This window comes from Candidatus Bathyarchaeota archaeon, assembly GCA_026014465.1.
Taxonomy (GTDB): Archaea; Thermoproteota; Bathyarchaeia; order Bathyarchaeales; family Bathycorpusculaceae; genus JADGNF01.
Genome location: JAOZID010000004.1, coordinates 262,974 through 275,326, shown reverse-complemented (window position 1 = coordinate 275,326; position 12,353 = coordinate 262,974). Strand labels below are relative to the sequence as shown.

Annotated in this window: 10 protein-coding genes and 1 riboswitch; of the genes, 4 read left to right on the top strand and 6 right to left on the bottom strand. The window is 47.5% G+C overall.

Annotation, left to right across the window (positions count from 1 at the left end):
- Positions 1–98: 98 nt before the first annotated feature.
- Together NWF04_01380 and NWF04_01375 are read right to left on the bottom strand one after the other, a co-directional pair.
- A complete protein-coding gene (locus NWF04_01380; GenBank protein MCW4005241.1) occupies positions 99–1,475 on the bottom strand; it encodes a hypothetical protein in 1,377 nt (458 codons plus the stop codon).
- Between the two features lie 126 nt (positions 1,476–1,601).
- On the bottom strand, positions 1,602–4,250 hold the full coding sequence (locus NWF04_01375; GenBank protein ID MCW4005240.1) for a hypothetical protein: 2,649 nt from the start codon (positions 4,248–4,250) through the stop codon (positions 1,602–1,604).
- A 282-nt stretch (positions 4,251–4,532) separates the two neighbouring features.
- Positions 4,533–4,645: riboswitch (TPP riboswitch) on the top strand.
- Here NWF04_01375 and NWF04_01370 point away from each other — a divergent pair.
- Together NWF04_01370 and NWF04_01365 are read left to right on the top strand one after the other, a co-directional pair.
- A complete protein-coding gene (locus NWF04_01370) occupies positions 4,636–5,217 on the top strand; it encodes an energy-coupled thiamine transporter ThiT (GenBank protein MCW4005239.1) in 582 nt (193 codons plus the stop codon). (Overlaps the previous riboswitch by 10 nt.)
- 12 nt (positions 5,218–5,229) lie before the next feature.
- A complete protein-coding gene (locus NWF04_01365; protein ID MCW4005238.1) occupies positions 5,230–6,243 on the top strand; it encodes an AIR synthase-related protein in 1,014 nt (337 codons plus the stop codon).
- Positions 6,244–6,248: 5 nt separating this feature from the next.
- Here NWF04_01365 and NWF04_01360 read toward each other — a convergent pair whose 3' ends face one another.
- From NWF04_01360 to NWF04_01350, 3 genes are all read right to left on the bottom strand, one after another.
- Positions 6,249–7,145, bottom strand: coding sequence for a RimK family alpha-L-glutamate ligase (locus NWF04_01360; protein MCW4005237.1), 897 nt, complete (start codon positions 7,143–7,145; stop codon positions 6,249–6,251).
- A 74-nt stretch (positions 7,146–7,219) separates the two neighbouring features.
- A complete protein-coding gene (locus NWF04_01355) occupies positions 7,220–8,122 on the bottom strand; it encodes a serine/threonine protein phosphatase (GenBank protein ID MCW4005236.1) in 903 nt (300 codons plus the stop codon).
- Between the two features lie 25 nt (positions 8,123–8,147).
- A complete protein-coding gene (locus NWF04_01350) occupies positions 8,148–9,380 on the bottom strand; it encodes a hypothetical protein (protein MCW4005235.1) in 1,233 nt (410 codons plus the stop codon).
- 378 nt (positions 9,381–9,758) lie between these two features.
- Between NWF04_01350 and NWF04_01345 the strand changes: the two genes are divergently transcribed.
- Both NWF04_01345 and NWF04_01340 read left to right on the top strand, forming a co-directional pair.
- Positions 9,759–10,013, top strand: a complete 255-nt coding sequence (locus NWF04_01345; GenBank protein MCW4005234.1) for a hypothetical protein — start codon at positions 9,759–9,761, stop codon at positions 10,011–10,013.
- 650 nt (positions 10,014–10,663) lie between these two features.
- On the top strand, positions 10,664–11,248 hold the full coding sequence (locus NWF04_01340) for a hypothetical protein (protein MCW4005233.1): 585 nt from the start codon (positions 10,664–10,666) through the stop codon (positions 11,246–11,248).
- A gap of 126 nt (positions 11,249–11,374) precedes the next feature.
- Here NWF04_01340 and mch read toward each other — a convergent pair whose 3' ends face one another.
- Complete coding sequence (mch, locus tag NWF04_01335; protein MCW4005232.1) at positions 11,375–12,340, bottom strand: methenyltetrahydromethanopterin cyclohydrolase; 966 nt, start codon at positions 12,338–12,340, stop codon at positions 11,375–11,377.
- Positions 12,341–12,353: the final 13 nt, after the last annotated feature.

Below are 12,353 nucleotides of genomic sequence, written 5' to 3'. Positions count from 1 at the left end.
AGCATTCACACCTTTCTTAAGACAAACACCAATATGGGAAAAACCAAGCTGTTACTGCGCAGGGTCACGGGGTGGGTCGTGCATCAGGGGAGAGGCGGTTATTGGAGGGGTTTTTTGGTTTTTGCATGATAAGCTGTGCCTGCAATGACTATGGCTACTAGTAAGCTGCAGACAACGATGAAGGAGGTTGCTGGGAAAGGTTCGGGTTGGGTGTTAGAGATTGTGAACTGTAGGAGTTTTGAGGCGGCGACGTTTCCAGTGGTGTCTTGTGCGTAGACTTGAATGGTGTGGTTGCCGTTGGTTAGGTTAGTTAGGGTTGTGTTTCCCGAAAGTGAGATGCTGTTTTGGTCGTCAAGGCTGTAGCTTAGGTGGGAAACTGTGCCGTTGACAGCGAAGGTCAGGGCGACGTCTGAAGAGTTGTAAGCTATAGCTTTGGGGGACAAAACATCAACTGCGGGCGAATTATCATCGGGGGCGTGGTACCCAATTGGGGTGTATTGCTCGTTTGCGGCGCTTGCTAGGGCGTTCATGCCTACCTCGAGGGTTTCGCCACCAATAACGTACAGTTGGTCTTTGACAACAGCAACGCCGGTGTTAGCACGCTCAGTCGACATTGATGCCCCAGAACCCCAAGCATCACTTGTGGGGTCATAAACAGCGGTTGTGACAGGGGGTGGATTTAGTTCCCAGACAGTGTAAGCTGCACTGAAAACGTATAGGCGTTTAGGCGCGTTGATACCTGTGGTTACAGCTGCTGAGGCGTAAGCGACGCCGTTTAGTGCTCCTGAACTCCAAGTGTTGGCGTCAGGGTCGTATATTAGATGGAAAGCGCCCTCGGAGTTTAATCCCAGAACATGTATTTTGCCTGATATGACGGCGGAAACGCAGCTCCAGCCAGAGTTAAGCTGGGGGACAACAGGCATGGAAGCTTTTTCAGCCCACGAATCAGCAGCAACGTCGTAGACATAGTTTTCTGAAGAGTTGCCGCCTAAAACATAGATTTTGTTGTCAACAACGTTTGCTTGTACGCCTTCTTTTGGTGCGGGCAGGGGAGTTAGCGTTTGCCAAGAATCGGATGCGGGGTCATAGACTTCGTTAACGTCGGATACTAGGCGTTTGTAGGGATGCTGCTCTACCGCGGATAAGCCGCCTATGCAGTATATTTTGTTTTGACAAACGGCTACGCCAAAGCTGGCTCGGGGAGTAGGCATGAATTCTTTGAAAACCCAAACATCACTTGTGGGGTCATATTTTTCGTTGGTTCCCAAAAACTGGCCCGTGCTTGTAGAGCCACCAATAGCATAGATTTGCTCGTCAACAACAGCAACGCCTAGGCGCGCTCTGGCTTCATGCATAGACGCTTTTTCTATCCACAAATCCTCAACAACAGAAGACGCCCCCGCAGGCGTAGCCATAACAAAACACAAGGTAAACAGGAAAACAAAACAAGCCACAGACACAAAATCTTTACCCACAAGACCACCATTGACTATTTTTCTTTCGTTTGCAGATAAAGCTTTTGCAATATACATGATAGCTCAGAGAAAGTTTTTAGAGAGATAGAAAAAAGGGAGAGGTTGTTGAGGGTTTTTGTTGGTTGCTTAGGGTATTGGCGGGAGGACGACAATGGAGTCGATGTAGAGGTTATTGATGTAGTCACCTGCGCTTTGGCGGTAGACCACTAATGAGATGTATCGGAAATCGGTTGCGTAGGTTCCACAGTCAATCCAGCGGGCGCCGCCGGGGCTTACGAGTATATTGTCGGCAACTAGTTGCCATCCAGATCCGCTGTAGTAAGAAGCGTATACGCGTAGGCGGCTGGTGTATGTGGAGGAGTAGCCATACGCCCAGATGTGTCCATGTGCTTCGTTGGCGCCTGTGTAACCCATGCTGCCAATTACCACTGCTTGGTCGTTTACGTTTAGTGCCCGTAGAAGGGTGTAGTCGCTGTTGGGTTGAGCACCTGTGAAGCCGTTAGGATTGCTAACTAACCCAGAACCATATGTTCCAGAGCTAACGTAGGGGTAATGCACAAAGTACTCGTACAAGTGTATGTTACCGTTTCCGTAGACAGCCATGGTGCTGTTTGGACCCGTATCGTCTTGCCATTCCCACTGATTGGAAGTTGCGTTATAACGGTATATGGGCCAGACTGCGGTGAAGCTGTTGTAGAGGGCAGTGTCGCCAAAGTCCTCGCTAAAGTTCTCCAGTGAAGCTTCGTCTAAAGCTTGGTTAATTGTCATGTCAAAAGACAGCGCATGCCAAAAGAAGTCTTCCACCCATTCCCAGTATTTTGGGCAACCGTCTTCAATGTACTGGTCTAAAGCGGCAGAACCAAATGGGAACCCTATGTAACAGTAGTCTCCGTTGTCGGGGTCAGCGTAGCCAAACATGCTCATGTGGTCTGCGGTAGTAAAGTTGCCAAAGCCTTTCCAGTTTACAAGTTTATGAGTCCAAGCAAAAGGCAGACTAACAGCAGAGCCATTGTCGTTGAATCCTTGCCCAGCAGGGTAGGTTGGCACTACTTCGGTATCAACGAATCGCCCAGACATGCAAGTGTTGATGAACGCAAAGAAAGTGTTGCCGTCTGTTGCGTTGTGTATGTCCATGTCAAATACCAGATGGTCAAAATCAGGATTATCCCAGTTAGTCATGCCAACGTTGTCTTCAATCATGTAATGGAATTCTCCATGAGCTTCATCGTAGTCAACCCTGCCAACGCCGTGGTCAAAATCAACTACAGCTACACGGTCATAATTTGCCTCGTTATTTGAGATCTGGTACAGAATCTGGCTCTTAATTGAGCTGCTTCCCTGATAGTTGTTAGCGGAGTAGCCGTCGTTGGCAAAGTACTCGCTGATGTGCTGCGAAACGGATTGTTGCCGTGAAATTTCAGCGGCGGTTTTTCGACCAGACAAACCAGTACTTTCAGAACCCCAAACAGTAGCGCGTCGAGTTGGTTCAGCACTAACAACCGCGATTGGAAGCATCAGCATCGGAGTTATCAACAGAAGAATCAAAGCACTACCAAGGGTACGTTTTGGCGAAGCCTTCTTACCAAACCAAAGAGGAGTCACACCAACCATTACGGCGAGAAGAACAGGGAAAACTATCCACGCAATTGCCATCGAATTTGACTGAGCATCGCCAACAGCGAGGGTAAGGTCTGATGAAGCACTCGAGAGGTCTTCGATTGTTACAACCTGGTCAGCTGGAGGGTCAAGGGTTGAAAAACGTTCTTGGATTTGACAGATTTCTTTAGTATCAGCCCAGACAAAAACTTCTATACCATAAACATTGCCTGGATAGAATTTGTCCAAACTAACCCAAACATGCCTCACGGGGTAAAGCATCAGAGGGTCATCGCTTCGTGCTTTATCCGCGTAAAGGTTGCTGCAAAAGAGTGTATCCCAGACCATCGCGTTTGTAACATTGAAGTCCTTGACTTCATAGATGCTATCGCCAGAATCAGTCTGCCAAGAAAATGCCTTAGCATTATCCAATGCGATGTCTATGGCTTCTTCTTCAGAGAGGTTAATGCTGTCACTGCCTATTTTGTAGAGAGCCCAATTGTCTAGGAAATAGTTTAGGAAGCCGTTCTTGTAGCTTAGGGCTACGCATTTGGATGGGGCTTCAGCGCCGTTAGATGTGTAGGTCCAACGGAAGGTATTTGAGTCTTCATCGGTGTTTACTTCAAGTTTTATGTTTCCAGAAGTTACAGGAGCATTTTCAGCACCTAGATTATCAAGCATTGACCCAAGTTCGTTATAGAACGAGTCTTCAGTGTAGGTTTGGTAGTTATTTAGAAAAGTCTTAGCCATTTCAAGTTCGCTGTTTGACGAAGCGGTCAGGCTTTGTGTTCCCTTGCTTTCAAGAACATGCATCACCTGCAAGTCATCATTTGCAAAGGTGCAAAGTATATCCAGCGTGCTTCCATCACCAGTAAGCATGTAACGCACGTTTTGTTGTGGAACAACATTAAGGTAAGAATCATCAACGCATTTCTCTGAAGCAATGGCATACTTTGTCAGGTCAAGAGCAACAACAGTTTCCAAAAGGGATAAACCCTTCAATTCAAGAACCGATTTGGTCGTGTTTGCTTCAGCGCCCAAGTTTGCAAGCATATCTTCAATGGTTGAGTCAGGCACATCAGTGGTGGCGTGTGCAGTCGACAAAGAGAAGGCACCTAGGCTCGAACTCAACAACAAAAGAAGTGTTGCTGAAAAAACCAAATATTTAGATTTAGACATTTTTTATCTCCTTTTTTATTTTATCTCAGCTTGGCTTTGAACAGTTACCATCCAATTCAAAGCTTCGAGACGCAATTAGCATCACTAAATGTTTCATTCTTAAGTTTTACTGCTGGTTTGTTTAACAAAAATACAACCAAAACAACACAATTGACAATTAAAACATGCCCACAAAAACACACCACAAAACAAAAAATCCGCCCCAAAAGAAAAAGAACCCAAACACCAACACAATAAGCACACCGATAAACCTAAAAGCTTTGATACCCAGTTTTTGTTTTAGGTTATTCAATGGGGAGCTAGGATCTGACCTGGCTGAGAGGGCAACTACTTGTTGTCGACCCAAGGAACCTGACCCAGGTAATACTGGCGGAGGGAACAAATAGTGAACAAAGTAAATGTTGAGTCTAAACCTCAGAATGTAACTGTATTTCCAACGAGAATTCTTGCTGAAATTGTTGTTTTTTCTGCTTTGGCGGCGGTTTTGTATGCGGTTCGTATTCCGTGGCCGTATGGCGGAGCCGTGACCGTGGGCAGCATGGTGCCTGTTATGTGGCTATCACTACGGCGGGGCATAAAAGTCGGCTTGATTGCAGGTGTGGTTTTTGGCGCATTGGCACTATTTATTGACGTGTTAACGTTTGGCGCCGCATACGCTATCGCAACCCCCGTGCAAGCAATTCTGGAGTACCCCGTAGCGTTTTGTCTGTTGGGATTAACAGGCATATTCCACCGCAAAACCGTCCCATTCGCAGTTGCAGGAGCCGCCATAGCCGTTTTCTTGCGGTTTTTGGTGCACTATTTTGTGGGCGTGTTTGTCTGGTACTACGTGTACGATTTCCCAGAGTTTGGCAGGTGGCTTTGGCCCGCAGTCTACAACGGCAGTTTCCTTGCAGGGGAATTTATAATCAGCGCCGTACTCCTAATCGTTCTAGTTAAAAGAGGAACACTGGATTACCGCGTCTAACAGGAGACAACTATGGGAAAACTATCCACCACGCAGCTCCAAAAACTCCTTGGCTGCATAAAAAAAGACCCCCGAGTGGTGGTTGCGCCACAAGTAGGTTACGACGCAGGCGTACACTGCTTAGCAGACAAGTACGTCGCAGTTGCAACCGACCCCTGCACAGGCGTACCCCCAGAACACTTCGGGTACCTACTGGTAAACTATGCAGCCTCAGACGTGTCGCTGTTTGGAGCAAAACCAGAATTCTGCACCATAACCCTGATGGGTCCACGCCCAACCGACCCCACAATTTTTGAGCAGATAATGCAGCAGACCTGCCGCGCCGCAGACGAATTAGACATAGCCATTGTTCGGGGTCACACAGGCATGTACGATAGCCTCTCAGAAGTCATTGGAGTCTGCACAGTATACGGAACGGTCGCGCCTGAGGGGTTGGTTACGCCAAACAACGCAGAACCCGGCGATTATATTTTGTGCACTAAGCCAATTGGACTGGAAACCGCAGTAAATTTCGCTTTGACATGTAGAGAGTTGGCAAAGAAGGTTTGGGATGCACCGCAGGTAGAGGCGTTAAAGGGGCTGGTTAGGTGGCAGAGCTGTGTTGGGGAGGCGTTGGCGCTTGCTCAGGGCGGGGTTGTTCGGGCGATGCATGACGCAACGGAAGGCGGCTTGGTTACGGCGCTTAACGAGTTAGCAGATGCCTCCAATGTGGGTTTTGAGGTTTGTTGGGAGAAAATTCCGTTGTGCCCGCAGGCTCAAACGCTGCAGGGGTATTTTGGGCTTTCAGATACGCAACTGCTCTCGATGTCCTCCACGGGAACCATCATAGCAGCAGTTAACCCCAAAGCCAAAGAAAAGACCCAAAACATCCTAACCCAAAACGGGCTACAAGCGCAGTTCATAGGCAAATTCACCCAAAACCCAACAACACGCACGCTAACAAAAAATAACCAGCTTGCCCCGTTCCCAAAAACCGCAGATGACCCCTACACCATGCTGCTGCTAAAACAAAAGCAAACGGCATAGGCACGTTATTTTTTGAGTTCACAGAGTAGGTAGTTGATGATTTCGTCTGCGATGTTGACTTGGGTGACGAGTTGGAGTCCTTTCCATCCGGGTTGGCTGTTGACGTCGCAGATTTTTGGTCCGTTGGGTCCTACCATGATGTCGACGCCTGAGATTTTGCATCCTACGGCTTTGGAGGCTTTGACGGCGAGTTCTTCAAGGTCGGGGCTTAGGGTGGTGGGTTCGGGTCTTGCGCCTTGGCTGTAGTTGGTTTTCCAGTCGGCGGCTTCGCGTTTCATGGAGGCTACTACTTGGTCTCCTATGACAAAGGCTCGGATGTCGGAGTTGCCGTGGGGGACGAATTCTTGCAGGTAGATGACGCCGTGGTGGAAGCTGATGGCTTTGAAGATGGTGAGGGCGACTTCGGGGTCGTTGATGCGGGTTATGCCTACTCCGCGGCTGCCAAAGATGGGTTTTAGGATTACGTCGTTGCCTAGCTGCTTGAAGGCTTCGGCGGCTTTTAAGGGGTTTTCAGTTGCGAACGTGCGAGGGACGGGTACGCTGCTGTCGGCAAGGACCGCTATGATGTCGTATTTGTCGGCGCAGTGTTCGATGGATTCGGCGGGGTTTAGTATGTAGAAGCCTTCGCGTTCCATCTTGTAGAGCATGTCCATGCGAAACACGAGTTCCTCAAGGCTGCCGCGTCCGATGGGGCGAATAAGCAGGGCATCTAAGTCATGGAGCAAATCCATATCCTGCAAGTCAGCATCATCTGAAACCGAAAAGAAAGGCTTGCCGCCAATCTGCGCCGTTATCATAGGAAAAGTAAAACACGCATAAGGAACCCCACGCCTAGTTAGGGCTTCGCGGAGTTGAGTGCTGCTCCAGCCCTCCAAGTTTCGAGTAACTATACCAACCGTCACACAAACTCTTCCTTGAAATACATCTGCAAAAATGCAGCGACACTATGCTCTTAAAGCTTACGCGGCAAAGACCGCTAAAACTGGTGAATAAAAGGCAAAAGCTCACGGGCACTTGCAAACCTCTCGGTTAAGGGTACATCCAAGTATGCGGCTTTGCTGTTAAAGTACGGGGGACCTTTGCGCGAGAACAGCGTGAGGACTTGGTTGTTGTGGCTGATTTTGTAGCCTTCGTTGGGGGATTCGTGTCCGCGTATTAGGATTTTCACGTTGAGCTGCATGAGGACTTGGCGGGTTACGTCTGATCCAAAGAGGTTTCCTGCACCGCGCGGCGAGGGCTGGGTGCCGTGGAGGTTTTCGGCGGGGTCGCTCCACAAAAGCTCTTCCAGCACTGCTTTGGCGGGGTGGGTCTGGTCGGCTTGCGAGAGCGTTTGCAGGGTCTGCAGGTTCTTAGGTAAGCCTCCGTGAACCATCAAATAACGCCCTTGCACGTAAGCAGCATTGCACAAACAGCCAAAAAGCCCGCGGGTAGCCTCATACACCTTGCCCCCGTCCTGCTTGAATTTGCGCTGGAAATAATAAGGCAAATCATGGGGCGACGCCATCAAATCCGCGGGAGCTTCGTGGTTTCCCCTAAGCAAAATAACCTGCTCTGGATATGATAGCTTCAAGCGCATCAGGAGGTAGTAGAGTTCGACGGATTTTGCGCCGCGGTCGCCGTAGTCACCCAAAAAAACAAGTGTTGCTTTGTTGTGGTTTAGGCGGTTTGCGAACTGGCTTTTTTCGAATATGGTTTGCAGGCTTTTGATGTCTCCGTGCAAATCGCCGATTACGACGGCGGCTCCTGAAGGTTCGATGCAGGCGAGCTTGCCGTTTTGGTTTTGGCAAATTACTTTGGCGGCGTTTTTAGTGAGCTGCAAAAACTCGTCTGCCTGGATGCTTTTTGATTCTTCAAGTACAGCAGAAAACTCAAAGGGCAAAGCAACACCGCCTTCCCAAACAGGGCTATGTTATGTGTACTTGTTTGTTTAGGAAGCTTTGTATGTTTTGTTCTATGGTGGTTTTGTGGTTTTTTAGGCGGTCTAGCAGGTCGTTGCGGGCGGTTTCTTTGACTGTTTCGTCCGCTTCGAGATTTGCTTGTCTGCCGTTGAGTTTGTCGGTTTGTTCTTCGATGACTGCTAGGGTTTGTTTGGCTTTTTGCATTTCTTGTGAGGTTAGGAGTTGCTGTTTTTTGGCGGCTACTTGGGCGCATTGGGTTTGCAGTGCAGAGAGTGAGTCGTGTTTAAGGATTCTTTCGGCGTCTTGTTTGGCTTTGCGGTGCTTGTCAGACTTGAGTTTTAGTTTATCTTGAGCTAAAAGCCCCAGAAGCTTCTCCAAAATCTCTTTTAAGATGCCGCAGCCTGGCTCCTCGGTTGCCAACGCTTCAAACGGCTCATCTATGTACTGGGCGAGTTTTTGGTTTTCGCCAGGAGTTAAGCCTGAACTGGAGAGAGCCTGCATTTTGAGGAAGGGTTTTTGGAAGTGACGCGTGGCATGTTTTGCTTTTTCGCCTAACGCTTGCTGTTCCACGTCAATTTGCCGCAGTTTCGCAAGCACATCAGTAGTTTCAAGTTCAGAACGCTGCTGCTGCAGACTCTGCATTTCCTCTTCTACGCCAAGGCGTTCATCACGCAGGTCGTTGCGGGCTTTTTCAGCTTCCGAAAACTGCGCTTCAAGCTCCACCAACTCACCCACCAAAGCATAAGTCTGCTCCAAAGTCTTCGTTTTCGAGTACTCCTTGACCAAAAACTCGTTTAGGTCATTAACAGTAAACTTGGTTTTCTCAAACACTGGGAGGAATTTGCGCCTGTCCATTATGAAAAACGGGCTGATTTTGGGGAACCAGTTGCGGATGTCGATTTCGGTTACGTGCAGGGCTTTGGTGGTTTCTTGGGCGAAGCTGTTTAGGGTGTCATACGAGATTGGGTCTGGGGTTTTGAGTTTGCGGATGCGGTCCATGAAAAGGGCAGAGAGCTTGTTTAGGGCACGGGCACGGTTAAAAAGCTTCATATTCTGCTTGTCAATTTCTTTTTGGCTGTTCTCAGAAAGCTTTTTACTTGCTTCCGCAAGATTCTGCAACGCATCAACAGTCTCCTCCAGATGCCTTTGAGCCTGACCCTGCACAGAAGACAAAACCGAACCCGTCTCACGCTCAAGCCACGCCGACAACTCCGAAACAGAAAGACTAACTCCAGACAAACACCATCACCGTAGACCCAAACTATGAAAAATATCCCTTATTTACATTAACCCAAATCAGCTCTGACGCGGGTCAGGAAGATTATTTTAGGCTAAAGTGTTCGGATGATTTGGCTTTCAAGGGTTGTAACACAAAGTAATAGAATGGAAAAACACTTACAAAAAGCGCAAGCCATACAAACAGGAGATAAAAAACAAAGGGTATAACACTAATACAAAAAGTAAGAAGAACCAAAAAGGATAAGCATAGTTCAAATAATATTCACCTGAAAATATAGGCTGAGTTACAGGGGGACAAATATAGTATCAAAGAGGTTTCGTGTAAGAATAACTCTAATTCTTCTTGGGCTTGCTCTGCTTGCCTTCGCTTCAGCGTTAATGCCTTCGATTATACAAGCACAACAACAAATAGAACACAACGAAAGACAAGATAGGGTAGACGCACTTCAAGGTGACACTAATCCATATCTAATCAATATGACAAAAGAGTTCATTCTTCATTTTGGCAAAAATGGTGCCACCAGCCATGTTTCTCCTGAAAAGATTGTCAACGGCATCGAAGTAGGTTGCCTCATATCAGTTAATGGGGAAGAAATTCCAGTTATTGTCAAAATTGAGGATAATCACTTTTAATCTCTGCCAATGTTACGGATAGCAATAGTGAACAAGTTGGGCATATTTGGGATAATGTTTGGGTAGGTGCTACAGAAACAATTCTAAAAACATATGACGTAAATTTTAATAACTTTGCGTTTGAAGTTGTAGGAAGAGACAAAAAGCCACTTATTCAGATTTATTTCATGGAACAAAACGAACTGGACGTCACAGGGTTTTTCAATAACGGAAACGACTTTATTGCCATCACTGATGATAGAGTATATGTAAACCCGAGCAACAAACCAGTCTTATCGCCATTCTTTTTATATCCAAGCGATATTTACCCGAACAAATTAGTACAACCAGAACTCTTCTTACCACCAGAGAACAGCATCCCTTGGTCTGTTTGGCTAGACTATATTCACTTTGTTCTATTGATCATTGGTAGCATACTAACCACTTTAATTTCTATTGATTCCGGTTATAAATGTATTCGTAAAAGCAAAGATACATAATTCCCACAAATATGAATAAAAGATACAGCCAAAGAAAGCACATTCCCGCCTAGAAAAATTGTTCGCGCATATCAAGTGTGACACAAATGTGCACCACCTACAGGTCGGATTACCCAACACCCCACACATTTTTAGGTAGCTACTCTTAAATAATTAAGTGGTGCTGTTAGCTTGATTACGATGAATACGAAGAGGCTTGCAGTAACTATTGTCTTTGCTGCCCTAACAGTAGCGTTAAATCCAGTTATATCTAAGATTGGGATTCCAGCTCCTTACGCGCCCTATTTGATTTATGGTATTTGGGAGATTCCTATTATTGTGGCGTTTTTGCTTTTGGGGGTTAAGTCGGGGTTGGCGATTTCGTTTATGAATTCTGTGGTGTTGTTTGCGTTCTATCAAGGTTCGTTGCCTGCGGGACCATTTTATAACTTGGCGGCGGTGTTGTCTACGTTGCTGGGAGTTTACATAGCAGGCAAATTTTTCGTCCAAAACTATACGCAGCCAAAGCAAGCCGCTATGTTGGTTACGGCTGCAACTGCTCTGGGGATTCTGTTTCGAGAAATCGTCATGACAGTCCTCAACTACGTCACCTTGCAGCAGCCTTACCCGTTCGGGTTTGAACTCACAGAAATAGCAACCATAGCAGCGCTGCCAGCCACAGCCATATTCAACGGAACCGTCGTCCTCTACAGCATACCACTAGCCTACATCCTAACGCAAATAATCCAAAGAAACATACGCATAAACTTAGACTAACAAAAAGTCAACGCAGCAATAATCACTTCTTCATTTTTTCTCCAAACAAAACTAAGCAGGCAAGCAGGAACCTAAAGCATACTGTGCAAGTGAAAGCTAAAACTGGAGAAGAGAGAAAGAAGAGGTTTAGAATCCGAGGGATTTTGTGAGGATTTGGGGGTTGGTTTGTCCTGCTTTGAAGGCTTTGCCTGTTTTGGCGTTGTTTATTGTGAGGACTGCGGGGGCGAAGAGGTTGTGGTCGATTTTGTAGAAGTCTTTGTCGGCTTCTTGGAAGATTTGTAGGAAGGGTTTGCCGTAGTCTTTGGACATGTTGGAGGGTGCTTGACTCACGATTTTTTGTAGTTGTTCTTCGTTGTCGTAGTCTACGGTGAGGTAGACGGCGCCGCCGTAGAGGATGGCGTCGTTGGTTCGTGCCATGGCAACTTCGAATTCTCCGCATTGGGGCGGAATGGGGGCAAAGCCGCAGGCGTATTTGATAGCTTTGGGGTCTAAGCCCAGAGTGCGGAGTTTGTGGATGCCGACTTCGACGACGCGTCCTGTGACCTGCGTTAAGCCTGCGATGCTGGCGGTTGGAGCTACGACAATGATTAGGTTTTCGGCTGCGATGTTGCAGGCTTTGGTGACTTTTTCTATTAGGGCGTCGGAGGGTAGGCAGTTGCTTTCCAGCGTGAGGACAGCTTTGTCGGATTCGTCAAAGTAGCCGATTTCTTCGAAGACGTTTTTGGGTTTTTTGGCTATGGCACGTGCGGGACCTGAGCCGATGGCGATGGATTCGTCGGGTTCTTTTATGCGCCAGCCTGCGAACTGGGAGCCTAACGCTGCGATGGCGGGGTGGTCAGAAGAGATGGTTACTGAAAGAAGTTCTGTGTCGCCGTAGGCTTTGAAGCCAAGTTGGGCTTTTCCTGCGCCGCCTAGGCAAAGTTCGGTTAGGATTTTGCCTGCTTGGAAGCCTCCGGGGACGTTGACTCCTGCGTCTATGACGGTTGCGCCTGCGCTGCTTGTGGTTGCGTGAACGCCGTAGGCTGCTTGGTTGTTTAAGAGTTTCTGGGCGACTTTCCATGCAAGAGCATTAACGCTTAAGGTTTCATGCATAAACTTTCACTCT

Excerpts from the sequence above, each read along its gene's own strand:
- NWF04_01375 (MCW4005240.1), bottom strand. The coding sequence starts at position 4,250 with ATGTCTAAATCTAAATATTTGGTTTTTTCAGCAACACTTCTTTTGTTG.
- NWF04_01365 (MCW4005238.1), top strand. The coding sequence starts at position 5,230 with ATGGGAAAACTATCCACCACGCAGCTCCAAAAACTCCTTGGCTGCATA.
- NWF04_01345 (MCW4005234.1), top strand. The coding sequence starts at position 9,759 with ATGCCTTCGATTATACAAGCACAACAACAAATAGAACACAACGAAAGA.
- mch (MCW4005232.1), bottom strand. The coding sequence starts at position 12,340 with ATGCATGAAACCTTAAGCGTTAATGCTCTTGCATGGAAAGTCGCCCAG.